Genomic DNA, 26367 nt, shown 5'->3' on the forward strand with positions numbered 1-26367 from the left:
GTGTGCTTGGCGTTTCGCATCGTCTTGTGCCGCGGCGTGCAGACGAAACCGAAGTAGTCGCGCCACCCCATCGGCATCGCCATGTGCTTCGGCGCGAGATTGACGGTGCCCTCCTCGTCCGTCGTGCCGATCACGACGAGTGGGGCCACCATGTGAAATCGATCCCAGAACGGCTGCTCCGGATCGAGCGTGACAATCGAATCGCGGGTCGAAGGCGTGTCCATGAGGCCAGCGGTTGATGAGGCGAAAACGGAAAGAGTGAAACGCCGGGTGCGTCGTCCTGGTCCGGACGTGGGGGTAAGGGGAGAAAGGACGAGAGGGAGAAAGGGAGAAGGGGAGACTGGACGATTGCCCGGTTCCTCAACGTCCGGCATGACCGTGACGACCGGCCGACCGCCCCATCCTCAATGCGCAATCCCCAATCCGTAAAACCCAACGAACCAACGATGCAACGAACAAACGATCCAACGAACCAACGAACAACCTAAAACCGAAGCGTGAAGGCGGTTTCGACGTCAGGCTCTGAGCGAACGGTGAGGGTGCCGCCGTGGAGGCGCATGATCTGCCGGGAAAGGCTGAGGCCGATGCCGGAGCCGTCCTCTTTGGTGGTGAAGAAGGGGACGAAGATGCGTTCCTGAACGTCTGGTGCAATCCCGGGGCCGTTGTCGGCGATCTGGAGGACCGGTCGGGAGCGTCGGTCGATCCGCGCCCTCATCTCAATCCGCGCGCCGTCGCGGCCCTCTACGGCTTGCATCGCGTTCAGGGTCAGGTTGATCAGCACCTGCTCGATCAGCTCCGGGTCGGCCGTGAACTCCAGCGGGTCGGGATGGACCTGAATGTCGCATTCCAGGTCATGCTCCTCGATCTGGACGCGAAGGAGGCGTCGCACGTTTTCGAACATGTCTCCCGCTTCCAGCACCTCGAAGGTCGGGTTCGGGATCTTGGTGAAGCTGCGGTAGGAGTCGACGAACGAGATAAGTCCTTTGGAGCGGCGCTCGATCGTTTCGACGGCTTCTCGTGCGTCCGCGGTCACCTCCCCCGGTTGGTCCTCTGGGTCGGCCCCGTCTCCGGCAGGCACATCGGCGAGCAGCCGGTGTGCGGTGGAGGCAAGGGAGGAGATCGGTGCGACGGAGTTCATGATCTCGTGCGTGAGGACACGCGTGAGCTGCTGCCACGCTTCCATTTCCTTCTCTTCGAGCTCGTTACGCAGGTCCTGGATGGTGGCGATCGCGTGGGCTTCGTCGCGCAGCCGGAAGCGACTGACGCTCACCGACAGCTGCATCGTCCGGTCGTCCTCCGTCACCCGCACCATCGCCTGCCGACCGGGCTCCAGCGTCCGCAGATGATCGACCAGCTTGGGGCTCAGGTCCGTCAGCGCGTCCACGTTGCGAATGGGCCCGGTGCGGAGGAGGCGACGTGCCGCCCGGTTCATGAGCTCGACCGTTCCATCGTCGCGAAACGAGATCAGCGGGATGCCGATGTGCTGGACCACGTTCTCGAGGTAGCGCACCTGTTCCTCCTTCTCGGCCCGGATCCGCCGAAACTCCCCAGTCACGTCCCGGAAGGCATCGCGCAGGTGGTCAAACAGCGGTCCGCGCCCGTCCGAGGTGAAGCCCTGCGAGAAATCCGCATAGCGCACCGATTCCAGAAAGCGCGTCAGGTCCCGCGCCATTTTTTCCACGTACCGGATGAGCCGCCAGGCCAGGTACACCGCCGTCAGCACCGCCACGAGCGCCAGCTCATACACCTGCGCCTCGACCGCCAGCCAATACGCCCCCCCGAGCACCACCACAATCGCCACCAGCCGGACGATGATTTGAAGTCGGAAGCGTTTCATGGCGGCGAGGTTTGAGGTTTGGGGTTCGTGGTCAGGGTCAGCGAAAAGTGGTGCTCGATTGGAATATTTATTTGTAATATTGTATACTTACACTTATAAATTCGACAGTGACTGTGTAATTTAAGGTGTGATGTGCAATCGTAAAATTGCGAGCTACCGTGATCTGGATGTTTGGAAGCGAGGGATGAGGCTCGTTTCAGACATCTATCATCTGACGGTATCATTTCCACAACCAGAGAAATACGGCCTTGTATCCCAGATGCGGCGGTCAGTCGTCTCCGTGCCTTCCAATATCGCGGAAGGGTGGGGTCAAAAAACGGCACGTCACTACGTCCACCATCTCCGATTGGCACGGTCGTCCGTTTTTGAAACCGAGACTCAGGTCCTCATTTCGATGCACCTTGGATATATTGAGCACGCAGTAGGAGAAAAGATTCTCCGCGATACAGATATCGAGAGCCGAATGCTCATGAACCTTATAAAGTCGATCGAGTCGTAACCCCAAACCCCACTACCCAAACCCCGAACCTCACAGCCCGTACTTCTCGATCCGGCGGTAGAGGGCTTTGCGGGAGATGCCGAGTTCTTCGGCGGCGCGGCTGATGTTGCCGCCGTGCTTGGAGAGGGCCTTCCGGACGGCGGCCTGCTCGATGTCGTCGAGGTTGAGCGTGTCGACGCCGAGGGTGGCGCTGGACGGGCGCGGACTGTTGGGGGCGCTGAAGACGATGTCGGACGGCGCGAGGATGCGTCCCTCGGACATGATCACGGCACGCTCCATGGTGTGCTTGAGCTCGCGAACGTTGCCGGGCCAATGGTAGCCCTTGAGTTTCTGGCACGCCCGGTCGTTCACGCCGTCCACGTCGGTGTCGTAGCGGTCGGCATATTCCTCGAGATAGTGTCGGGCCAGAAGGACGATGTCGTCACCACGGTCTCGAAGCGGGGGAAGCTGAATTTCCACCGTGTTGATCCGGTACAGCAGGTCCTGCCGGAAGTCGCCGTTCTGGGTATCCTCGTAGATGGGCTGGTTGGTAGCTGAGATCAGACGAATGTCGACGCTGCGCGGGTCCGTTTCACCCACCCGCGTGATCTCCCGGCGCTGGAGTGCGGTCAATAGCTTCGCCTGGAGCGGCATCGGGATGTTGCCGATCTCATCGAGAAAGAGCGTGCCGCCGTCGGCCGCTTCAAAGCGTCCGGTGCGGTCCTCATCGGCCCCCGTGAAGGAGCCTTTCACGTGTCCGAACAGCTCGGACTCGAACAGGCTCTCGCTGAGTGCCCCGAGGTCGGTGCTGACGAACGCACCGTCTTTCCGCGGCGAGCGGCGATGAACCGCCCGGGCGACGAGCTCCTTCCCCGTCCCATTCTCGCCAAGAACCAGCACGTTGGCATCCGTTCGTGCCACCTTCTCAATGGTCCGGTACACCTCCTGCATGGCCGGGCTGTCCCCGATGATCTCGTCAAAGTCGCCCGGAGACGGTTCGTCGACAGCATCCCGTTGCGTGCCCCGTTTAGGCTTACGTGTCTTTGTCGGGGGATCATCTTGCGCTTCCTGCCGGCGGGCGGCATCGCGGGAACGGCGCAGCTTGATGGCGGCCTGCACGCTGGCGACCAGGTCGGCGTCGTTCCAGGGCTTGACGATGAAGTCGGCCGCTCCCTCTTTCATGGCGCGGACGGCCTTCTCGACGCCCCCATACGCGGTGATCATGACGACGACCGCACCGGGGTCTTTCTGGAGAATGCGCTGAAGCCAGAGAAAGCCCTCGCGCCCGCTGGAGGCGTCCTGCGTAAAGTTCATGTCGAGCAGGATCGTGTCGTAGGTCTGCTCCTCGAGCATGGCGGGGATGGCGCCGGGATCCGTGGCGGTGTGCACCTCTGACACGAACGTTTTGAGCAGAAGCCGGAGGGCGGTCAGGACGTCGCGCTTGTCATCGACGATCAGGATGCGGCCCTGGTCGGTCTCGGTGCGTGGGGTGGACGCGTCGGAGGGCATGACGGAGGAAGGCATGGGCGGACGTACAGTACAGTGCAGGGAGCCCGGGAAATGGGCGGGAGACGTTGCGGGACGTCTCGCGCTCTATCGCTTGCGATCCCGCGCGTGTGTTATGATACAGACAGTGTACAGAACGAAAAGCATTCCAGCGCAATCGAATGGGACGGAAGGTCGCCGAGGCCGCGTGAGCAGCGGTACGGGCGGGACGCGACCCACGTGAACGGGCGCTAACGCACGTACACTGTGCGCAATCGCACAGTCGGAACCGCCGCACCCGTGATCAGACTCCATGAACGGTGGTGTCGTGGCGTGGAACTCCCTTTGCAATTCCATTTCGCGACCATCCGAACGAGACCTCGCCGCCTCGAGATGCCCGGCGCCTCGTCTCTCACAAACCGCTTCGTTCCATGACCGATACGTCGTCTTCTGAATCGTCCGGGTCGCCGGACCGCCGTAATAGCCCGCTGTTGAGCACCGGCCGCCGCACGCAGGAAAGCGGCGATGGGGGCTCGGGCGACGGTGCCCCGAACAACGGGCCTGCCGACCCTACTCCGTCCGGGTCCGGGGGCACCACGGGGGAAGGCGTGGATCGGCGGATCGAGAAGAAACTCATCACCCCGCGTCGTGTCGTTCTGGCGACGATAGCGCTACTGGCAGTCGCCGGTCTGGCCTACCTGGTCTGGACGACGGCAACGGGCGGTCAGGCGTTGAACGTGGACCGCGAGAAGATCACGATTTCGGCCGTGGAGCGTGGACCCTTCCAGGAGTTCATCAGCGTGACGGCGACGGTCCGTCCCGAGCGAACCGTGTACCTGGATGCCGTCGAGGGCGGGCGCGTGGAAGAACTGTACGTGCGGGAGGGCGCCATGGTCGAAGCCGGCCAGCCCATTCTCCGCCTGTCCAACAACGATTTACGGCTCAGCGTCTTGAACAGCGAGGCGCAGGTAGCGGAGCAGCAGAGCAATATGGAGCAGCTGAAGCTGCAGATGGAACAGCAAAGCCTCTCCCTCCAGCAACAGCTCGCCCAGATGGAGTATCAGATCAGCCGTCTATCCCGAGAGTTTGCCCGTCAGGAGCGGCTGTATGGGAAAAACCTGATCTCTCAGGAGGAATACCTGAATACGAAGGACGAGCTGAATTATCAGCAGCGCCGGCTGGACCTGACCCGTTCCGCCTACGTGCAGGACTCGCTGGCACAGCAAAGTCGTCTGGCGAACATGCGACAGACGGAGCAACGGTTGCAGCGCAACTACGACGTGCTGCGCGAGTCGATGAGCAATTTGCGGGTGACGGCGCCGATCAGCGGGCAGCTTACGGCCCTGGACGCTGAAATCGGCCAGATCATCAATTCCGGTGCACGACTCGGGCAGGTCGACAAGGTCGACAGCTACAAGCTTCGAGCGCAGATCGATGAGTTTTATATCGAGCGGGTGCGTCGCGGCCAGGTGGCGACGACGCAGGCGATTGGTGGAACCGAGTACGCGATGGAAGTCACACGCGTCTATCCCGAGGTCGAAAGCGGTCAGTTTGAAGTGGACCTTCGGTTTACCGAGAACGCGCCCTCGAATGCGGTCCGCCGCGGCCAGTCGATCCGCCTCAAGCTGGAACTGGGCAGTCCGGAAGAGGCGATCCTGCTGTCACGCGGCGGCTTCTACCAGTCGACCGGGGGCAACTGGGCCTTCGTGTTGACGGAGGGCGGGGACGAGGCCGTACGCCGCGAGATCCGTCTCGGCCGACAGAACCCCAATCACTTCGAGGTCCAGAGCGGCCTCCAGCCCGGCGATCGCGTCGTCACCTCCAGCTACGATACCTTCGGGGAGGCCGATCGCCTCGTGCTCGACTAAGTTCTGTCGCCCTCATTGCCCCCTGTTTTCTCATCGCCTCAATCCGCCCGCCTCCCATGCTTAGGAGCTACTTCCTCGTCGCCGTACGATCACTGCGCCGGCACGCCGGCTTTACGACGCTGAACGTACTCGGCCTCGCTGCCGGACTTGCATGCGCCATTCTCATCGGATTGTGGGTGGACGACGAGCTCTCCTACGACGACTTTCACCCGAAGGCCGAACGTACCTACCGGGTTCTCAACACGTTCGACATGCCGCAGGTGAAAGCGACCCTCGCCCACGGGCCGGCCACTCTGGCCCCGACGCTGGCTTCCGGATACACACGCGTAGAGAACGTTGTACGCCTGAACGCTCGCGAAATGACCGTGGGCGTCGACGACCGGGAGGTGATTCAACCGGACATCCTCTTCGCCGACCACGACTTCTTCGAGGTGTTCGGGATGTCGGTCACCCGCGGGTCTGCCCGGCTGGACGCCCCCCGTACCGTCCTGCTTACGCCCAGCGCGGTGAAAGCGTATTTCCCGGACGACCCCGACCCGATCGGGCAAACGATCCGGATCGACGGAACGCCGGTGGAGGTGACCGGCATGGTGGAAGCCGCTCCGAAAAACACGCATCTCGACTACGCGCTGATCGTGTCCACGACCACGCTGTCGTTACGGGAGAACAGCTGGGGGTACAACGACTGGGTCACGTACGTCACCCTGCAACCAGGAATATCGGAGGCTGATTTTGAGCGAACCCTCCGACAGGTGTCCATCGAACACCTTCCAACCCTCGCCGCCCTTGAAGCCCCAAAGGCTGCTGACGACCTGCCGCAGTACTTCCACCTTCAGCCGCTGACAGGCATCCACCTGGGTGTTGGGGCGCCAGCCCTCGAGACCGGCGGCGGGACCGGCAACGTGACCTACGTTTACCTGTTCGTCGCCCTCGCCGTCTTCGTACTTCTGCTGGCCTGCATCAATTTTATGAATCTGTCGACGGCTCGGTCAAGCGAGCGTGCCAACGAGGTCGGCGTTCGCAAGTCGATGGGCGCCGGGCGCTCGCAACTGGCGGGACAATTTCTCGGGGAGTCGTTGCTGACGAGTGCCGCGGCCCTCGCGGTCGCGCTCGGCCTCTGCAGCCTGGTGCTTCCCCTCTTCGGCGATCTGGCGGGCAAGTCCCTTCCGATGTCGGCGCTCTTCGCTCCGTCGCACGTGGTCGTATACGTTGGTATGGTATTGATCGTCGGTCTCGTGGCCGGCGCGTACCCGGCGATCGTTCTGAGCAACTACAAACCCGTGGAAACGCTGCGGGGGCACGCGAAGAGCTCCCACGGGAGCTCGATGCTACGTAAAGCCCTCGTCGTTTTTCAGTTCACCATCTCCATCGCGCTCATCGCCGGGACGGCGACCGTGCATCGGCAGGTCGCGTTTCTCCAAACCAAAGGGCTTGGGTTCGACGAGGAGAACGTGATGATTGTAGAGCAAGCTCGCGGACTTGCGGGACCGATGCGCACGCCGGCCGACAACGATGCCTTCCAACGGCGCCTCGACAGCTTTCAACGGGAAATTGACCAGCTTGTAGGGGTTGAGACCGCCACCGCCAGTTACTCGCTGCCCGGCACGTTTTTCTTAAACTCGCTCTTCCCGCTCGACGCACCCGAAGCGGAAGGCCGCAATTTGGATTACAGCTTCGTTGGGTACGACTACGTGGAAACGCTTGACCTATCGATGGCGGCTGGACGCGACTTCTCGCGGGACGTCGCGACAGACACCGCCGCTGTGATGATCAACGAGGCAGGGGCGAGAAGGTACGGATTCTCACCGGCAAACGCTGTCGGGAGATCCATCCGCTACGGCGATCGATCCTTGGAAATCGTCGGCGTCGTGGAAGACTTCCACTATGAGTCGCTCCACACCGACATCTATCCGCTACTTCTCTTTCACCGGTCGATCCGCGCGCCGCAGTACATCGCCGTGCGCGTCGCCGCCGGAGACGAAGCGGCCACGGTGAACGCGGTGCGGCAGACGTGGCAGTCGTTCTCGGATCATCCGTTCGAATACTCGTTCCTCGCCGATGACCTTGCGGCGCAGTACGAGAGCGAGGCGCGGCTGGGGCGGCTGTTTCTCGGATTCGCCGGTCTCTCGATCTTGATCGCTTCCCTCGGACTGTTTGGGCTCGCTGCTTATGCGACGCGTCAGCGGACCCGAGAAGTCGGCATTCGAAAAGCTCTGGGCGCGAGCGGTCGGTCGATCGTCGCGCTACTCTCACGCGACTTCCTTCTTCTCGTCGGACTGGCGTTTCTACTGGCCGCTCCGGTGGCCTACCTCGGCATGGACCGATGGCTGCAAACGTTTGCCTACCGAACCGACGTCGGTATCGTCCTCCTCGGCTTCGCCGGCGGCCTCGCCATGCTCATCGCGATACTCACCGTAAGTACCCAGGCCTGGCGCGCCGCCAGAACGAACCCGGCGACAGCGCTGAGGATGGAGTAGGGGGTTAATTTCGTGGGTCGCCCGTGGTCGGTTGTTGGTTGGATAGGAGCGACCGTTTCCGCTAACCGACCGAGCGCAGATAGGCGTTTAGCATCGGTGGCAGCTTCTCCATTAGGGGTTTCAACGCATCAACATCTTCTGAACGCAGCAATCCCCGGTGATGGCAGCGATGAATCCAGTACTTTGTCTCATACAGCGAGCCACGCGCGATGTAGATGAACCGGCGGTTATCGGCCTCAGACCCTCTACCCGCGCCTTCCGCAAGATTCGCCCCGATGCTATCAACCGACCGAACGAGTTGCCGCCCCATGGTCTGTCGCTCAAACCGGGGCCAGCGTTTCACGAGGTCCCAGGCAATATCCGAAAGCTCTACAGCGAGCTGATACACCACCAGGTTTTCGAAACCTGTTTTCGTGCGATTCATCGCGCCACCGTAAACACGTCATAATCCGACACACTACAACCTACATACAACAAACAAAATAATGATCAAAACAGAAGGACTGAAGAAGATATACCGCGCCGAGGAAGTCGAAACCATCGCCCTGAACGGTGTTGGGCTTCACATTGAGTCGGGCGAGTTCGTGTCGATTATGGGTCCGTCCGGCTGCGGGAAGTCGACCCTGCTGAACATTCTCGGACTGCTGGATACGCCGAGCGAAGGATCGCACGTCTTCGATGGCGAGGACGTCTCCGGATTTTCGGAGCGGCAGCGTGCCAAGCGCCGCAAGGGCAACATCGGGTTCGTGTTTCAGAGCTTTAACCTGATCGACGAGTTGACGGTCTACGAGAACGTGGAACTCCCGCTGCTCTACCTGAACACGCCGTCCGCCGAGCGACGGGAGCGCGTGGAGGCCGCCCTCGACCGTGTCCAGATGACGCACCGGAAGGGGCATTTCCCGCAGCAGTTGTCCGGGGGGCAGCAGCAGCGCGTCGCCGTTGCCCGCGCGGTCGTCGCCGACCCCAAGCTGATCCTCGCCGATGAGCCGACCGGGAACCTCGATTCCACGAACGGAACGCAGGTGATGAATCTGCTCGCCGACCTCAACGAGGCCGGTACGACCATTGTGATGGTGACGCACTCGCCGGCCGACGCCGAGTACAGCGGACGCACCATCCATCTCTTCGACGGCAAGGTCGTGAGCGAGAACTTTATCGCGCAGGAGTACGCGGCCCATACGCAGTGACGCTCGCCGTCGTGCGGTATCGCCCGCCGGTGTGCGTTCCCGCACGCCCCGATCCTGCCCTCATCGCCATCAGACGCCGTTCGCGGGCACCGTCCGGTCCGGCATATGGATTGAGTTGGGTGCCAATGAATATCGCAAACGATCTTTCGGCAGCACGCTCCTCCCGCCGCGGCGGTGCACGCCTCGTTCACGGAATTCCTCCTCGTTTCCCAGCCGATCCATGACGCGCATTCCCGCCTTCATCGTCGCCGTTCTTGCTCTGTCGCTGTGCCTCTTCTCTGAGGCTGTCGCACAACCGATCACAGCAGATCAGGAGGAGACGTGCGAACCGACCGACGCCTCCAACTTTTACTACCCGAACGACGGGGAAGAGGCCGCGTGCATAACGCGGACGTATACGCAGCCTGCGCCGGACACGCTCCTTTTCCGCCAGACGGCCTACGACGATGTTGTCGTGGGGGCCGGAGACGGAGAGCAGATGACCATCACGATGGACGCGGTGACGCGCAATGCGTCGAAATCTGACGCGGTAGCGGATCTGGCCGAGGTGGGCCTGAAGCACGTCGACGGTGTCTACCAGCCCACAGGGCCGGACGGTGATGCGGCCGGCTGGTGGTCCGCCAGGTTCACCATCCAGGTCCCGCCTCAGACCTCCCTCGCCATCGAGTCGAAGAATGGCGCTATCGTCGTCCGCGGCGTGCAGGGTGGCCATCACCTTCAGTCGAAAGACGGTGACATTATTTTCGACCTGCCCAGAGCGGCCAACATTGAGCTTCTCGCGCAAACGGACCATGGGGACCTCAGCATTGGCTTTCCCGTGGTGGTCGAAGGATCCGTCAACAACCGGATCCAGACGTCAGTGGGTAACGGCGGCCCCACCGTTCGCCTGATCAGTAAGAATGGCGATGTTAAGATCGATCGCATAGAGTGAGGTGGCAACCGCTCCTGGACTGCTCCGACGAGATCGGTCGCCATTCGGACGTCGCGGCCGCAGGAATAGTCACAGTCGGCCGGCATGCTCCCCCCTTCGGACGGATTGACAATCTGTGGACGTACCCACGTGTCCGTAACTACGCGTTGCCGGTTTGCGTGATGAAATCCCTGCGCCGACGTGGCAACGGCGCTCCGTTCTCTGATCCGAGGTCTCCTCATGTTGCGCAACTATTTAAAGATTGCCGGCCGGGCGGTACAGCGGCGGCCGGGGCCGACGCTCATCAACGTTTTTGGACTCACGGTTGGGCTGGCGGTCTGCCTCCTGATCGGGCTCTGGGTAAACCAAGAGCTGAGCTACGACCGCTTCCACCCGAACGCGGAGAGGATCTATCGTCTTGGCCTGGATCTGAAAATGCAGGATCAAGAGCTGAAGGGACCGATCACCGCCGCCCCCCTCGGCCCCGCGCTGCTGGACAACGTGCCGGAGGTGCAGAAGGCGACGCGGTTCATTTACGATGCCGATGTGGGATTCCAGGTGGAGGCCGACGAATTTCCCGACACGCGCGTCATCTGGGCCGATACGTCGTTTTTCGACGTATTCGCCGGCTTCGACGTCCTGCATGGATCCCTCGATCGTGCCCTCGATGGGGACGAAGTGATCGTTCTCACGGCCGAAACGGCTCGCCGTCTGTACGGGCGAACGGATGTTGTCGGTGAAACCGCCGATCTGAACGGTTCCGTCCAGGAGGTCACGGCGGTCATCCGGGATCCTCCACGAACGACGCACCTTGCGTTCGATGCGGTGGGCTCCATGGAGATCAGCGCGCAGATGCAGGACATGTGGGTGTCGAACAACTACTACACCTACATTCAGCTCACCGCCGGCGCCACCGAAGGGACGCTTCAGCCGAAGCTCGACGAGATGGTGACGACGTTCGTCGCGCCGCAGGTGAAGCAGTTCCTCGGCGTCAGCATGGAGGAGATGATTGGAGGCGGAGCACGCTACCGGTACTACACCATGCCGATGACCGACATTCATCTGCACTCGAACACGGCGTACGAATTCCGTCCCAACGGGTCGATCACCTACGTCTACACGTTTTCGGCCATTGCGCTCTTCATCCTGATTCTGGCCTGCATCAACTTCATGAATCTGGCAACCGCCCGGGCGTCGGAGCGAGCCACCGAAGTTGGGGTGCGCAAGGCGCTGGGGGCGGGCCGATCGCAGCTGGCTGCCCAGTTTCTCGGGGAGGCGATGATCATGACCACGGTGGCAACCGTCGCGGCTGTCGTTGTCGCTCTGGCCAGCCTTCCACTGTTCAACAGCATCGCAGCGACGGATCTGTACGTGTCCGACGTCCTTCAGGTAGAGGTCGTCCTCGGCAGTTTGCTGATCATCCTGGGGGTCGGGCTGTTCGCCGGCAGCTATCCCGCGTTCGCGCTGTCGCGTTTTCAGCCGGCACAGGTACTGAAAACAGACGATCGCCACAGCTCCGGCGGACACGGACGCCGGCTCCGGCAGGGACTTGTTATCCTGCAGTTCGCCGTTTCTATCGCGCTTATCGCCGGCACGCTGATCGTTCGAGATCAGTTCGACTACGTGCAGACCAAACGACTGGGGCTGGAGAAAGAGCAGGTTGCCGTCATCAATCGGGCCTGGTCGCTGCGATTCGATCAGCCTCGCTTCGTCGAGCGCGTCCGCAAGATTCCCGGGGTCGTCGCCGCCGGGGCCGGTGCAGGGATCTTTCGCACCGAAGGCACCAGCAACACACTCTTCCTTCCGGATGACGCGCCGATCAGTGAGGCGCAGACGATCAACTACATGACGGTAGGCTACGGTCTCGACGAGGCGCTCGATCTGAACGTCGTCGCCGGCCGCAGCTTCAAAGACGGACGCATGACGGATTCTTCGGCCGTTGTGATCAATCAAGCACTGGCTGGTCGGTTCGGGTGGTCGGATCCCGTGGGTCGCCGGCTGCGGGAGCCGTCGCCCGACGGCTCGGAAACGGAGTGGACGGTTATCGGCGTCGTCGAGGACTTTCACTATCAGTCGATGCACTACGAGGTGCAGCCACTCATTTTGCAGCCTCGCCGATGGGCCGAGCGCGTCTATGTCCGTCTCGCACCGGGGGATCCAGTTCCGGTCCTCGATAGATTGCGGACCTACTGGGCCGAGCTGAATCCGGAGAACCCCTTCCAGTACAGCTTCCTGGATCAGAGCTACGCCAGCTTGCACCGCGACACGCAGCGCACCGGGCGCCTGTTTACCATCTTCGCCGGCGTTGCGGTGTTGATCGCATGCCTCGGTCTTTTCGGCCTGGCGACGTACACCACGCAGCGCCGAACGCGGGAAATCGGCATTCGGAAAGCGCTGGGAGCCTCCGTCCCACAGATCGTGACGCTGCTATCGCGTGAGTTTCTCGTGCTGGTGATTCTCGCCTTCACGGTGGCGCTCCCCGTGGCGTACCTCGCGATGGATGGCTGGCTCTCCGACTTCGCCTATCGCGTCACCGTGGGGCCTTGGATATTCATTCTGTCCGGGGGTCTGGCACTGATCGTCGCGCTCATTACGGTCGGCTACCACGCCGTCCGAGCCGCTCGCGTCGAGCCGACGCAGAGTCTCCGAGGGGAGTGAAGCGAGTGGGATTGTGGGTTGCGAAATTCGAATCGTGAAGGGAATTTCTCGTTGCCGCGGCGGACTCTCTCAACCCGGCGTACTGGATCCCGACCTCTTCAACAGACGCCGCGAAGCAACGAAGTGTTGAGTTGGCGGGGAGCCGGTAAACTGGAGCCGGGGCAGGCAGTACGAGCCGGTCCACGCCCGCCCATCACGACTTCGCGACGCGTATGCCCTTCACCGATCAGTTGCGTGCCGACACGGCCCCGCTCTATACGGATCTGTACCAGTTGACGATGCTGCAGGCCTACTGGGCGGAGGAGATGCACGCCGACGCCGTGTTCGATCTCTTCGTGCGCCGGCTGAAGCACCGCAACGTTCTCCTCGCCTGCGGCCTCGAGCAGGCCCTGGAGTACCTGGAGTCGCTGTCCTTCTCGGACGAAGCCGTCGCCTACCTCGCGGATCAGGGCTCGTTCGATGACGCGTTTCTCGAATGGCTTCGCGACTTCTCGTTTACGGGTGATGTCTACGCCGTGCCGGAAGGGACGCCGGTATTTCCCGACGAGCCCATCGTGGAGGTCGTCGCCCCCATCGGGGAAGCGCAGCTTGCGGAAACCTATCTCCTAAATCAGATCACGTTTCAGACCGGAGCCGCCTCGAAGGCCCTGCGGGTGGTCCAGGCGGCGACGGCCGACGGCACGGATCGCCTTGTCGCCGACTTCGGGATGCGCCGGATGCATGGAACGGATGCAGCCATGAAAGGAGCGCGCGCTATGTACATCGCAGGCGTGGGCGCCACCTCCAACGTGGCTGCCGGGCAGGCGTACGGCATTCCCGTTACCGGGACCATGGCGCACAGTTACGTCGAAGCCCACGATGCGGAAATGGACGCCTTCCGCAACTTCACCCGGCAATACCCGGACACGATCCTCCTGGTGGACACGTACGACACCATGGAGGGCATTGAAAAGGTCGTCGAGCTGTCCCGCGAGTGGGGCGACGACTTCCAGGTCCGCGGCGTCCGTCTCGACTCCGGAGATCTCGCAGACCTCGCCCGGACGGCGCGTGAGCGCCTCGATGCGGCCGGTTTAGAGGACGTGATGATTTTCGCCAGCAGCAGCCTTGACGAGCACAGGATCGCCGAGTTGCTGGATCGCGGCGCCCCGATCGACGGGTTCGGCGTCGGCACACGCATGGGAACGATGGCGGATCAGCCCTACCTCGACAGCGCCTATAAGCTGTCCGGTTACGACGGCGAGCCGCGCATGAAGCTCGCAACCGACAAGTCGAATCTGCCCGGTCGGAAGCAGGTGATCCGGCGGTTCGAGCAGGGCCGCGCGGCCGAGGATATCATCTGCACCGCGGAAGAAGCACCGTCGACGGACGGGACACCGCTGCTGTCGCTCGTGATGAAAAACGGCACCCGCACCGACACCGGCCGCCCCTGCTCTCTGGACGACATACGCGAAGACGCCGCCCGCCAGATGTCGGCGTTTCCGGAACACATCCAGCGTATCGAGCCGAGCGAAATGCCGTATCCTGTTCGCATCAGCGAAGCGCTCGCCGATCGTCGGGATCGCGTTCGTGCATTCCTCCGGGAAAAGATGAACGTGTCGACGTAGCGTGATGGCCCTGCGAGGCCCGGACGAATGAGCGGGACGAGCGGTACACGACCCTTGCCTGCGTCGGTGAGTCGACAGCCGACGGGGGCTGAACCCGGCCGCGCGTCGAACGTTGCCACGACGCCTCGTGCACCGGGCACGAACGTGATCTCGGCTCCGCATTCTTCTCATCTCGCACACGGAACTCATGTCTGCTCCGTCATCGCCTCGCCCCGTCCGATGGGGCATTCTCGGTACCGGCGCTATCGCGCGACTCGTCGCCTCCGACCTTGCGCTCGTTCCCGGTGCCGAGATCGCGGCCGTCGGCTCTCGTCGCCAGGCCTCAGCCGACACGTTCGCGGAGGCCTACGACGTGCCGACAGCGCACGCGTCCTACGCCGCGCTCGTCAGTGATGAAGCCGTCGACGTCGTTTACATTGCAACGCCACATTCACGCCACGCCGACGACGCCGCCCTGGCGATCGATGCCGGCAAAGCGGTCCTCTGCGAGAAAGCGTTCGCCGTCAACGCCCGCGAGGCGCGCGGCATGGTCGAGGCGGCCCGTGAAGCCGGGGTCTTCCTGATGGAAGCGATGTGGACCCGCTTTCACCCGACGATGAGCCGGGTTCGGCGGATGGTGCAGGACGGCGAGCTCGGCTCTGTCCACACGGTTCTGGCAGACATCAGCACGCTGCGGCCGACGGATCCGGACGACCGTCTCTTCGCCCGCGATCTCGCCGGCGGTACGCTCCTGGATCTCGGCATTTACCCGATCGCACTCGCCTTCGACCTCTTCGGCCCGCCCGACGACGTGCTCTCCACCGCACAGATGGGGCCAACCGACGTGGACGAACAATGTGCGGGCATTTTTTCCTACGACGGCGGCCGCCAGGTCGTTTGGCAGGCCTCCTTTCGCGCAGACGCAGGTCGCGGACTCACGATCGCCGGGACGAAGGGGCGCCTCCGGAACGATCGCGACTGGTGGAAGGGGCAGCCCTTTACCTGGACACAGCGCGACGGCTCAACGTCGACCGTCGGAGCGGCGCCGGAAGGGAATGGCTATCAGTTTGAGGTGGCGCACGTCTGCAACTGCTTCCGCGACGGCCGCACAGAAAGCCCCGTGATGCCGCTCGATGAATCCATCGCCGTCATGGAAACGATGGATGCAATGCGGGAGGAATGGGGACTGACGTATCCAAACGATGAGACGTGAGCCATGAGGTGCGAGAGGCGGCCATGCCCTGCCGACAGGCCGGAACGGGCGAATGTCGAAGGGCGAATGTCGAATTGGCGTGCGGCCTATTATCGCCGATTCATGGGAGGGAGATCAGTGGTTGAAGGCGAAAAATCCACGGCACCAGCGCTTAGTTGGTAACGCTCGTGTGACGCGCTGGACTCCGGAAGCGGTTTGTTGCCAAGAAACGGTTATCAAAAGCCCTTTCAGGCGATTGGGCGTCGAACGGAGCCGCGTGAGGGGTTGTTGGAGGGCATGAGTTGTCGGAGGCGCCAGGACGGGCCTTCGTGCTCATTCGATGGTTTCCCTTCACGACCCTACAGAGCTGTATGAAGCTGTTTCGCCACCTTCGCCGGAAATATCTGGCGATCTCGGTTGGATCTTCGACCCATTTCCAGAAGCACTTCGACCACTGCCCGCATTGTGAGGAGAAGACGCCCTGGATGGCGCGCGTCATGAGTGGATATTATCGCTGCCTGCAGTGTGGCAACGATCCGCTGGTCGCTGAGTCGGAGTCTGCATCTCGTACCGACGCGGCATCGAGCGCGCCCGAAAGATCGTCCGAGGCGGGTGGGACCGGACGGGAGCGCCGCCTCTCCGCGTGATGCCCCGAGATCCGATGATCCATCCACCGACCGGCTCTGATTCATCCGAACGAAAACAGCCCCTGTTCGCCGTCGAGCGAGCCGGGGCTGTTGAGTTTCGGAGCGGATTGGCGTAGGGCTTACGCGTCTCGCACAGCAGAGACGAGACGACGCGCTCGCCCTGCTACGCGGGAGCCGTAAAGACGATACCGCAACCGTTCGGGAGGTCGACAGGGGCATCAGCCGTCGGGGCCGGTGTGATGTCCGGTGAGAGAAGTGCGATTTGCCAGTCGTGGCCGGCCGCCTCTGGGATGAAGTTCGTAGGCGTCACCGCGGTGGACGCGCCTTCCATGTTGCCGGCGAACAGCACGCTGTCTCCGGTTTCCGAATGGACGCGGTAGGCGCCGAAGAGAATCGTCCCCTCCGCGGGCTCCCGGTACCGGAGCACGTCTTCCTCGCCGAACGCCTCTCGAAGCCAATTGTGCGCGCTTCGGAAGGCTCGCACATCTCGGTTGAACGCGGTACGGTCGCGCTCCAGCCTGTCCGCGTGGTGGGTGATCGTACAGTAGTCGTGGAGGTCGTCCATCCACGCGCGAGCGACCGTCTTGAGGCCGTCGACGGACAGGTCCGGACCGTCTAGGGGCGGCGTAACGGATTTCAGGACCGGCACCATGGACGGAAGGTTGTATCCCGTCAGCCGAACGGCGTGGTCGAGCGCGTGCATGAATCGATGGAGGCCGTCGTAGCTCTGGAATCCGAGGGCCTTCAGCCGCCGGAAATGGGAGGGCTCGTCGAATCGGTCGGGGCTCACGTGCCAGTCCATGAATCGCGCCTCCTCTGACACGACCTTCACCCCGTACCGGTCATCGGTGTTGCGGATGAAACTCCAGGGCGCGCGCATGAACGCGTGGAGGAAGTCCATCGGGACGCCGGGAAGAACGGCGTACGTGAGCAGGTTGGCCGCGGGATTGTCGTAGGCGTTCCGAATGATGTCTGGTAGCTCGTCGCCGAGAAATGTGTTGATGCGCTCGGTCGGGTCGACCTGTGCCCCGCGGCGGAGCGTGTCGTGGTTCGCGCAGCCGCTGATCCAGTGATCGCCGACGTCGGCCACCTCCCGGAGGCGCCACCAGCGACTGATCCAGTAGGTGAACAGAAACGGCGTGTTGTGGGCGAAGGTCAGAGGGCCCCACTGGAAGACGTCGGGTTGCTGCTCGATGACGGCCCGATAGGTGGAGGACAGTTCCCAGTCGTCCTGCGGCCAGGGTCGGCCGTCTTCAAACACCATCCACGGGTGGTACTCGGTTCCGGCGACCTCCTGGACGAGATCGCTCATATGCTGTAGGTACGCGTCGTCGTGGTACAGCGACTGCGTCTCCGGATCCCAGTAGGTGAAGTCCTGGGCCCCGTCCGTTCGAACGCCGTCGGCGCCGAAGTTGACCTTGCGGCGCTGCATCTCCAGCAGCAGGGCCCGGACCATCGGGTTCTGATAGTCGAGATTCATACCGTACATGCCCGGCCCGGCGAAGAAGTCATCGTCCAGAAGCCCGATCGCCTGGTTGTCGACGTGACCGAAAACGACGTCGAAGATGAGTTGGATGGGTCCGGTTGGAAACGAGTGGAGCGTCGCCGCCAGATCGACGAGTTCGTCCGGGCGATTCGTCTCCAGGAGAACGGGGTTAACAGCCGACGAGGCGGAGATCGGGATGTCGTACCCCCAGTTTGTGACGTCGGGCTCCCGGAGCTCGATGGTGACGGCCTGCTCGGAGGCGTCGAAGGGCTGAGTCGTCGTCCAGAAGTCGGGCCCGTTCTCGTATTCGATCGTTGGTTCAATGGGCATGAGCTGGACGGCGTCGTAGCCGGCGAAATTCTGCTCGGCGGCCGTGAGGGGCTCATCGGCCTCCAGTTTCCGTGCAATCGAGCGGAAGGTGCGGGTGAGACCGGCGAGCGTTCCCGCCTCCGACGATGTCCCGGGGTGAATCTGCAGGATGTGCGTCGGCGGTGCCGTGTGAGGCCGGCCGTTCCGGGTTCGGCCGGTATCCAGCGCTTGGAAGTAGCCGGCATCGGCACGCCGGGCCTGCATGGCGTCGAGGTCGTAAAGCTCGGCCGGTGCGAACGCGCCGAACGGTACGGAAGCGGCGAGATAGTCCGGAACGACGTGCCAGCTTCCGTCCTCCGCGGGGACGCGGACCTGGTAGAAGACGCCCGCCATGTCCCGGGTGCCGGCACGGACGTCATTGCAGGCGACCCAGAGCGTGTCCATCGGTCCGGCGTCGAGCGCGACGGTGTCCCGCCGAAAGGAGGCCGTCGGCGGCGGGTCGCTGAGGTCCAGGTCGACCGGCGGCGTCAGGATTTCCAGCAGGGCCCGGTCCGGGGGTACGTCCAGGCGGCGGAGAGAAGGCGCCCAGAACCCGAACGTTGCCGTCCTCTCCCCGGTGACTCGTGCGCCCATGCGCTTGACGAGGCGGGACGCGACTGCAAACGCGTCCCCGTCCGTTGCAGCCTCGCGGGCCCATTCGATCAGGTCGGCGGAAGCGGCTTCGTTGCGCGTGGTGGACGTCATCGATCGGCGAGCGAGTCCAGAGAACTGAATCGGCCCGTGCGGCCGGGGGAAGAGCAAAAAGAGCCGGGAGGGCAATGCGGTGCGGGTCTGAGCGCCGTGGTGGGGCACAGAGGTCTCCCATGGCGCCGGGATTTCGGCCTGCGCGAGGCGAGGGCGGAGGCGCGGACGGTCCACATTCCGGCGTCCTCTACATCTGTCGTGTCCGTCGGTTTACCAGAAGACGACCAGCATGGCGACGGTCAGACTCAGCACAAAGGCCGCCTGGATGCGGTAGTCCTGGTAGAAGGCGAGGTCCTCGTGGATCTCGACGGCACGACCGCTCCACGTCAGATCGTCCAGTTGCTCCGCCGTCGGTTCCGTGTCGGTCATGAGGGTGACGAAGACGACCAGGCCCATGCACAGGAAGGTGAGGATGCCTGCGATGATGGTGAAGTGCAGGTCGATGGGGGCCGTCTCGAACAGAATACCATCTGTGGCGAGGAGAAAGACCGTGAGCGACAGAACGTGTCCGCCGACGAGCGTCGAGAAGGCCGCGGGACCGTTCATGCGCTGCCAGAAGATCCCGAGGAGGAAGATGGCAACGACCGGCGGGACGAGATACGCGAGCATCGACTGCAGGTAGTCCCAGAGCCCGGGAAACTCGCGGATCTGCGGCGCCCACAGAGCGGCAAAGAGCATCAGTACGATCGTCGTGATTCTGCCGATCGTCGCGGTTTGTTGCGGCGTGATATCGGGCCGCTGGGGTTTCACGAAGTCGATCACGATGAGCGTCGACGCCGAGTTGAGCGTCGAGTCAATGCTCGACATGATGGCGGCGACGAGTCCGGCGAGCACGATGCCCACGACCCCGACCGGGAGCAGGTCCGTGACGAGGGTCGGGAAGACCATGTCGCCCTGCGGCAGGTCGGGATAGAGTGTGAAGGCAAAGGCGCCCGGAAGGACCATGATGAAGAGCGGAAGCAGCTTCAGGCCGCCGCCGAGCATCGCGCCCCAGCGAGCATTTTTGAGGTCTTTCGCCCCCAGGATGCGCTGCACGATGTACTGGTTCAGCCCCCAGTAGTAAAACCCGAGGATGGGCACGCCGATCAGGGTGCCGAGCCAGGGGAGGGATTCATCATCCAGCGGCTTGATCAGGTCGAGGTGTCCCGTCGGTAGCTGTGCGGTCGCCTGCGCCCACGAGAAGTCGAACTCCGCGAAGGCGTAGTAGGTAATCATGATGGAGCCGATGATCAGGATGACGGCCTGCATGATGTCGGTGTACACGACGGCCGCGAGCCCCCCGGCGGCGGTGTAGATGCCCGCGATCAGCGCCAGGATGAAGCAGACGGTGTAAAAGTCCATCTCCGGCCCGAGTCCGGGAAAGAGTTCCGGGAAAAAGGTTTTGATGACGATCGTTCCCGCGTAGATGCCGCCGGCGGTGTCGATCAGAACGCTCGTGACGATCGTTAGCCCGGAGAAGTACTTCCGTGACTGTACGTTAAATCGCTTTTCCAGGTACTCCGGTATCGTCGAGATCTGTGAGCGGATGAAGAACGGGATCAGGAAGATCGCCATGAAGACAAGGACGACACCCGCCATCCACTCGTAGTTCGACACGGCGATGCCGTTCTGGTAAGCCGATCCCGCGAGCCCGATCAGGGTCGTGCTCGAGATGTTCGAGGCGAAAAGTGAAAACCCGATTGCTCCCCACGCGAGGCTACGTCCGGCGAGGAAGAGGTCGTCGCCGCTTTCCGTCCGCTTCGCGATGACGTAACCGATCGCGAACACGATGAGGAAGTACCCGCCGATAATGGCGAGGTCGAGTGTCGCAATGGGAAAGTTCGGAGACATACAGGGCGTGGCAGAGTCGGGCAGGGACGCGGGTGAGGGCGGTACCGCCGGGACGAGCGCCATCGGGTCGATGCGCCCGTCCCCGGAACGAGGTCATAGATCCGGATAACCGGACCGTCCGAACATACAGGACGAACGGCGGATCATCCACTACCGGGATCAGATTCTGCGTGCAAAACCGGCGCTGCGTCGGTACGCGCGCTGAAACAGCAACGCCCGGCAGCGTCTACGGGACGGCCGGGCGTGCTGTCAGCGGTGGGTCGCGCGAGGCCCGGTTGTGGGCTAGAGGCTATACGTGAGCGACACCTTGACGCGGCGCGGTAGAATCGGGCGCGCGATGAAGTACGGCTGGTCCGACGGATCGGTACCGGGCGCGAGGCGCGGATTGCCTTCCGTCAGGCCGCGACTGTTGAGCAGGTTGAACACGTTGACGCCGAGGCGCATCGTCTGCTCGTCGTCGAACTGCACCGTGTACCCGGCATCGAGGTTCACGATCGTGTAGGGATCGAGGACCTGCGTGTTGATGTCGTTTCCGAACCGCTCGCCGGTGTACTTCGCGCTCACCTGGCCGTCGAAGGTCGTGCTGCTGTACTGCAGGCCGAGCTGTCCGAGGATGTTCGGCTGCCGGCGGATTTCGTTGCCGGAGAGGTCAATGTCGTCGCCCGTACCGAGGGTCCCGTCTTCGCCCGGCTGGGTGAAGTCGGTGTACTCATGATCCTGATACGTCGCCATGTAATTGACGCGGAGGCCGTCAATCGTCGGGATCAGCACGGCGCCGCTCAGCTCGGCACCGAGCGTCTGACTACCACCGACGCGGTTGGCCACCGTACGGATCTGGCCGGTTGCCGGATCTTCGCGCTGGTCGGCGGCGAAGCGATCCTGCAGGTTGGTGTAGTAGAGCGCCAGCGAGCCGGAGATCGTCTGCGAGGCCAGCTTTACGCCGAACTCGCCCTGGTAGAACTTCTCGTTGGTCAGGTCGCCGACCGGGTCGCCGGTCGTCAATGACGCGATCTCCGGGAAGAAGTAGCCGCGGCTACCAACAGCATACAGGTTGGCGGTCTCCGTGACCTGATAGTTCAGTCCGAGCGATGCGGCCCAGTCGGTCGAGTACAGCGACGTCCGGGTGAACTCGCCATTCCCCCACTGGATATCCTGCTGGGCCAGCTCGTCGCCCGTGTCGATGGCCTCGGTGCCTTCCACGGCCCATTCGGCGCTCCGGATGCCGTAGCGGAAGCCGAGATCCACGCGCAGGTTTTCAAACTCGATCTCGTCGCCGAAGAATCCGGCAATCTTGTTCGACGTGATCTGGTTGTTGACGTAGTTGGTGGAGGCGTTGCTCAGGCCGTCCCGAGTAATGTCCTGAAGGACGACATCATCCGACGTGTCGCTCGTTCCTTGAGTGTCGACTAACTGGGCATCGAGGAAGCGGGGCTGGTCAGCAAACTCGGCGAGTGTGGAGCTGTAGATCTCCGTCTGCTCCACGTCGGTGCGGGAAAGAAAAGCCCCGAAAGTGATGTTATGCGTCGAACTGCCGACTTCAGCGGACTTGTTTATTTCAATCTGGGAGGCTACGTCCGTGTAGGGACGGCTCCAGTTCCACGCGCCCTGATTTACGATCAGGTCTGTTCGGCTGCGGCTTACACCGGGGCCGGAGCCTGAATAGGTGCCGTCGCCGAATTGGCCTTCCGTCCCTCGAGCATAGCGATACCGCACCGCCTGGTCGGGGCCGTTAATGAAATCGCTTGCGAACGCCTGCGGCGTGGTGGCGCCGAACGGGATGAAGATGTTGAAGACGTGGTCCATGCTGGTGTACCGCGCCTTGTTTTCCAGCGAGAAGCCGCTGCCAAGGTCGCGGTAGAACTCGATCATCAGGTTGCCGCCGCGAGCGGTGATGCCGTCTTCCATCTGCGATTCGAAGCGGCCGTCGGGCGTGTTGAAGTTGAAGTCGGCGGCGTCCGGTGTCGAAATCGTCGTCCACTCGGCGCCGTCGATGCCGTCGGCGGCTTCTTTCGTGGACGTGTTGTAATAGAACGGGAGGAAGAACTGGGCAGCATCGTTCATATACTTCCCGTAAATCCGGATGTATCCGTTGTCCTGCAGGTAGGTCAGATTTCCTTTGATCTGCCCGCCCTGCGTCGGCAGGCCGGTCACGACCGGTCCTTCATCGTAGCGGTAGAAGCCGCCCAGGTTGAACCGGAAGTTGTCGCCGATCGGCCCGTTCGTGTTAAAGTCGAGGCGGTACAGGTTATTCTGACCGGCCGTGGCCTTGATCGTGGTCTCCTGCGTGCTGCCGCCGGTCTTGCTGATGTAGTTGATGATGCCCGCGGGTGAGCCGACGCCGAAGAGCGCCGAGCTACCGCCGCGGACGAACTCCAGCCGCTCCACGTTCTGGTCGTAGCGGAAGAAGATATCCTGTGCGCTCGTTGTGGTCCGCGTCTCGGAGATCACGGGCATGCCGTTCTCCTCGATCGGGTTGTACTTGTACTGACCCGGGGCCGGAAGGCCGCGTACGAACACATTCGCCGCCACGGCGCCACCGCCACCCTCCGTGTGAACGCCCGGGACGGAGCGCAGAATGTCCGCCTGGCTGTTGGGCTGAATCGTTTCGAGCTCCTCAGCGCCGATCACTGAGATGGAGCTGGTCGTCTCGCGCTGCGTCCGTTCGGATCGGGTACCGGTCACGACGGCGCCCTCCATCTGCATCACGTCCTGCGTCATCGTGACGTCCTGGGTGACCGTCTCGTCTGCCTCGACGGTGATGTCGACCGTCTGCGTGGCGTAGCCGACGAACTTCGCCTGCAGCGTGTAGTCGCCCGCTGGCACTTCGGCAATCTCGTACGAGCCGTCCGGTGCCGAGACGTCGCCGCGGGTCGTCCCCTGCAGCACCACCTGGACGCCCGGAAGCGGTCCCGACTGATCGCGTACGGTTCCCTGGACGGTGCCTGTCTGCATCGGTTCGGTCGCCTCACGCGTCGCCGGCGTCATGCGCTCCTGGACGGGCACGATGGCGTACGACTGGCTGCCGACCTTCGTATGGGTCAGTCCATGCGGGGCGAGGATGCGGTCAAGCTGTCCGTCGAGCCGGGCTGGAAGCGCTTTCCGACGATGGACAACTTTTCCGGTGATCTGCTCCGGGCGGTACAGAAAGGAGACGCCGTGCAGGTTGGAGATCCGGGTCAGGGCCTCCTCCAGCGAAATCTCAGCGTTCCGCTCCTCAATCGTCGGAGACGAATTCGCGAGAAGGGATTCCTCGGTCTGCTGAGCAACGGCGGTCGTGGCACTCAGGACGAGACATCCCGCAAGCAGCCAGAGTGCGGCCTGCCAGGCGCGAGTCAGGTATCGTGTCGTCTGGTTCATAGGAAACGCAGTCGTCGTGATGGGAAAGCGAACCCGCGAGCCGTGGGTTTGTGGGGAAACGGCCCGTGGGGAAAGGTCAAGGGCCCCGGTTGGGTGTGGGGCGCGTCGTTGGGTGAGATTCGGTCAGGAATCGAGGTCGAACAGGACACGCGGCAGCAGGCCCCGTGTCGAACAGCCATGCATCGAACAGCAGAGAGTCCGTAGTGGGTGGGTCGTAGAGGGCAGAGGGGGATATCAGCGAATGACGATCCGGTCGCCCCGGCGATCGATCGGACGCTCGAGAATCTGGGAGAGGCCTTCAATCAAGACGGACAAGTCGTTTTCGACGCTTCCGCTGACCTCTCGCTCCAACACGCCCGGGTTTTCGACAACGACCGTCACGTCGTATGTCGCTTCGATCCGCTCCACGATCTCGGGTAGCGGGGTGTCGTCAAAGACGAGGACGCCGGAGGCCCAGGAGGTGTACACCTGCGGGTTGACGTTCCGCCGGGCGATCTCCCCGCTGTCCGCGTCGAACGTGACGAGATCCCCGGGGACCATGTCGAAGGTCGTGTCGCGCCGCGTGTCCGGGCTTCCGACACGGGTATCGACCGCCACGCGTCCCTCCTCCAGCACGACGCGGGTCGCGCGGTCCCGGTGCTCCACGCTGAACGTCGTGCCAAGGACGCGCACGGTGCCGTCGGGCGTCTCGACGCGAAAGGATGGATCATCCGCTGCCGGCCGCTTTGTGATGGTGAACAGGGCTTCCCCGTCGATCGTGACCTGCCGGTCGCCGTTCTCGAAGGCCCGGGGGCTGTATTCGAGCCGGGAGTGTGCATTCAGCACGATCCGGCTGTCGTCCGGGAGGGTGAGCGTCGCCTGCTCTCCAGCGTTCGTCGTTAGCACGACGGGCTGCGACTCCGTCGACTGAACCATCCAGAGCGAGAGAGCAACCACGGCGACGACGGCGGCAGCCAGTCCGAGCCGGAGCCCTGTGCGAGTGCGGTGCCGACGTCGCTTCCGGGGCGGTCGGGCTGAGGGGGAGCGGTCGTCCGGCCCGCCGGCCTCCCGATCCGGGCGAGACGGGCGGTCGTTGGGGTCCGAGCGACGGTTCTGAAGCTTGCGCCAGGCGGCGTCAACCTCGTCGCCCGAGACCGGTGTATCCTGAAACGAGACGCGTCGGATGACGCTCGACGCGGCGACGACAGCATCAGCACGCTCCGTCGGCGTCGCCTCCGCCGGTTCTGCCGCGGAGGGAGGGGGCTCCACAAATGGGTCCGTGTCGGCACCATCCATCCAGGCCGACCACGCCCGGTCTTTCTGATCCGACGCTACACCGGTGACCCAGTCCTGAAATGACGGGTCCTGTAGCAGGAACGATACGAGGTCGCGATCGGCGGTCATACGAAGGCTGCCAGAACCGTTAGAGCGGGCGAATGAAGGAATCGTTGTCCCATGCAGGTACGACTCCCTTTACAACATCACTCACCCAATAAGAGGCTTCCAATCCGCGAGTGTACGCCTCTGAAGTGAAACGAGGCTGTAACGACGAGGTGGGGCGGGGTGTGTTTTGGGTCGTGGGGGGAAAGGCAGAGCGCGGGAAAGGGAGAGCGCGGACGCTTAGATAGACGCGTCTGGGCGATGGCCCGGCCCTCTGGCGTCCGGCGTGACGGTCACGAGTGATCGGATCGCGCCGGTTAGCCCACGCCGAACCTCACGACCCAAACCTCAGGTATCGAGGGCGTCGCGCAGGTGGTTGAGGGCTTCGGAGACGTAGTTGCGCGCGGACTGGCTACGGATGTCCATCACATCGGCGACCTCTCGGTAGCGGAGTCCGTGGTAGAACCGAAGGTAGAGCGCCTCCCGGCGGCGGTCGCTGAGGGTGTCGAGGGCATCGGCGAGGGCGTCGCGCCGGTGGGCGACGACGTCATGGGCGGCGTCCACGTCGGCCGGGGAGACGGCGAAGGTCGGTTCGTCGACAACGTAGTGTTCGTTGCGGGACCGTCGCCGGTCGGCGGCCTCAAGGCGGTCGAGGATGCGGCGTCGCAGAGAGGTGAGGAGATAGCTCCGGGGATTCCGGAGGGCTGCGGCGTCGGATGATCTCTGGCAGAGCGCCAGAAACACATCCTGGATGGCGTCTTCGACGAGCTGCATGTCGTCGGTCAGCCGGCGGCCGTAGCCCCGAAGATGCGGGTAGTGCTCCCGGAAGAGGGATTCGATCGGCCCCGGAGAGGTGCGATCGTCAGCATGGCCGTTCGTCGAGGAGGACGCCGGCGAGTCGTCGCCGACGGATAGCGCCTCGATGGCGGAGATCTTCGCCTTGGAGGGAGGGGAAGACAC

At 63.1% G+C, this 26367-nt stretch carries 17 protein-coding genes and 1 pseudogene; 9 read left to right on the top strand and 9 right to left on the bottom strand.

The window, feature by feature from the left end; genetic code table 11:
• Positions 1 to 224: pseudogene (locus ACFCU0_RS07560) on the bottom strand (flavin reductase); the annotation flags it as partial.
• Between the two features lie 260 nt (positions 225 to 484).
• Complete coding sequence (locus ACFCU0_RS07565) at positions 485 to 1837, bottom strand: sensor histidine kinase (protein ID WP_434973058.1); 1353 nt, start codon at positions 1835 to 1837, stop codon at positions 485 to 487.
• Between the two features lie 130 nt (positions 1838 to 1967).
• On the opposite strand from ACFCU0_RS07565, the gene ACFCU0_RS07570 reads away from it, so the two are divergent.
• Complete coding sequence (locus ACFCU0_RS07570) at positions 1968 to 2336, top strand: four helix bundle protein (protein ID WP_434973086.1); 369 nt, start codon at positions 1968 to 1970, stop codon at positions 2334 to 2336.
• A gap of 30 nt (positions 2337 to 2366) precedes the next feature.
• Here ACFCU0_RS07570 and ACFCU0_RS07575 read toward each other — a convergent pair whose 3' ends face one another.
• Positions 2367 to 3839 carry a sigma-54-dependent transcriptional regulator gene (locus ACFCU0_RS07575; RefSeq protein WP_434973059.1) on the bottom strand — a complete coding sequence of 491 codons (1473 nt, stop codon included), beginning with the start codon at positions 3837 to 3839 and terminating at the stop codon, positions 2367 to 2369.
• Between the two features lie 392 nt (positions 3840 to 4231).
• Here ACFCU0_RS07575 and ACFCU0_RS07580 point away from each other — a divergent pair, with 392 nt between their 5' ends.
• Positions 4232 to 5668 carry an efflux RND transporter periplasmic adaptor subunit gene (locus ACFCU0_RS07580; protein WP_434973060.1) on the top strand — a complete coding sequence of 479 codons (1437 nt, stop codon included), beginning with the start codon at positions 4232 to 4234 and terminating at the stop codon, positions 5666 to 5668.
• Positions 5669 to 5724: 56 nt separating this feature from the next.
• Positions 5725 to 8145, top strand: a complete 2421-nt coding sequence (locus ACFCU0_RS07585) for an ABC transporter permease (protein WP_434973061.1) — start codon at positions 5725 to 5727, stop codon at positions 8143 to 8145.
• A gap of 61 nt (positions 8146 to 8206) precedes the next feature.
• On the opposite strand, the gene ACFCU0_RS07590 is transcribed toward ACFCU0_RS07585, so the two are convergent.
• The gene (locus ACFCU0_RS07590; protein WP_434973062.1) at positions 8207 to 8569 is read right to left on the bottom strand and encodes a four helix bundle protein; all 363 of its coding nucleotides are present in this window, start codon (positions 8567 to 8569) and stop codon (positions 8207 to 8209) included.
• A gap of 61 nt (positions 8570 to 8630) precedes the next feature.
• Here ACFCU0_RS07590 and ACFCU0_RS07595 point away from each other — a divergent pair, with 61 nt between their 5' ends.
• From ACFCU0_RS07595 to ACFCU0_RS07620, 6 genes are all read left to right on the top strand, one after another.
• Positions 8631 to 9332 carry an ABC transporter ATP-binding protein gene (locus ACFCU0_RS07595; protein WP_434973063.1) on the top strand — a complete coding sequence of 234 codons (702 nt, stop codon included), beginning with the start codon at positions 8631 to 8633 and terminating at the stop codon, positions 9330 to 9332.
• 220 nt (positions 9333 to 9552) lie between these two features.
• Positions 9553 to 10263 (top strand): DUF4097 family beta strand repeat-containing protein, encoded by a 711-nt coding sequence (locus ACFCU0_RS07600; protein WP_434973064.1) that lies wholly within the window; start codon positions 9553 to 9555, stop codon positions 10261 to 10263.
• Between the two features lie 219 nt (positions 10264 to 10482).
• The gene (locus tag ACFCU0_RS07605; protein ID WP_434973065.1) at positions 10483 to 12900 is read left to right on the top strand and encodes an FtsX-like permease family protein; all 2418 of its coding nucleotides are present in this window, start codon (positions 10483 to 10485) and stop codon (positions 12898 to 12900) included.
• 212 nt (positions 12901 to 13112) lie between these two features.
• Positions 13113 to 14504: a nicotinate phosphoribosyltransferase gene (locus tag ACFCU0_RS07610; RefSeq protein ID WP_434973066.1), complete on the top strand. Its 1392-nt coding sequence runs from the start codon at positions 13113 to 13115 to the stop codon at positions 14502 to 14504.
• Positions 14505 to 14691: 187 nt separating this feature from the next.
• Positions 14692 to 15696 carry a Gfo/Idh/MocA family protein gene (locus ACFCU0_RS07615; protein WP_434973067.1) on the top strand — a complete coding sequence of 335 codons (1005 nt, stop codon included), beginning with the start codon at positions 14692 to 14694 and terminating at the stop codon, positions 15694 to 15696.
• Between the two features lie 350 nt (positions 15697 to 16046).
• Positions 16047 to 16322, top strand: a complete 276-nt coding sequence (locus tag ACFCU0_RS07620; RefSeq protein ID WP_434973068.1) for a hypothetical protein — start codon at positions 16047 to 16049, stop codon at positions 16320 to 16322.
• Positions 16323 to 16485: 163 nt separating this feature from the next.
• Here the strand turns inward: ACFCU0_RS07620 and gghA are convergent, their stop codons facing one another.
• The 5 genes from gghA to ACFCU0_RS07645 all read right to left on the bottom strand — a co-directional run bounded on the left by gghA (position 16486) and on the right by ACFCU0_RS07645 (position 26367).
• Positions 16486 to 18861: a glucosylglycerol hydrolase gene (gene gghA / locus ACFCU0_RS07625; protein WP_434973069.1), complete on the bottom strand. Its 2376-nt coding sequence runs from the start codon at positions 18859 to 18861 to the stop codon at positions 16486 to 16488.
• A 210-nt stretch (positions 18862 to 19071) separates the two neighbouring features.
• A complete protein-coding gene (locus tag ACFCU0_RS07630) occupies positions 19072 to 20691 on the bottom strand; it encodes a sodium:solute symporter (protein WP_434973070.1) in 1620 nt (539 codons plus the stop codon).
• Positions 20692 to 20973: 282 nt separating this feature from the next.
• A complete protein-coding gene (locus ACFCU0_RS07635) occupies positions 20974 to 24048 on the bottom strand; it encodes a TonB-dependent receptor domain-containing protein (RefSeq protein ID WP_434973071.1) in 3075 nt (1024 codons plus the stop codon).
• A gap of 234 nt (positions 24049 to 24282) precedes the next feature.
• On the bottom strand, positions 24283 to 25431 hold the full coding sequence (locus ACFCU0_RS07640; RefSeq protein WP_434973072.1) for a FecR family protein: 1149 nt from the start codon (positions 25429 to 25431) through the stop codon (positions 24283 to 24285).
• A gap of 324 nt (positions 25432 to 25755) precedes the next feature.
• Positions 25756 to 26367, bottom strand: coding sequence for an RNA polymerase sigma factor (locus ACFCU0_RS07645; RefSeq protein WP_434973073.1), 612 nt, complete (start codon positions 26365 to 26367; stop codon positions 25756 to 25758).

The organism is Longibacter sp. (genome assembly GCF_051155795.1).
GTDB lineage: Bacteria > Bacteroidota > Rhodothermia > Rhodothermales > Salinibacteraceae > Longibacter.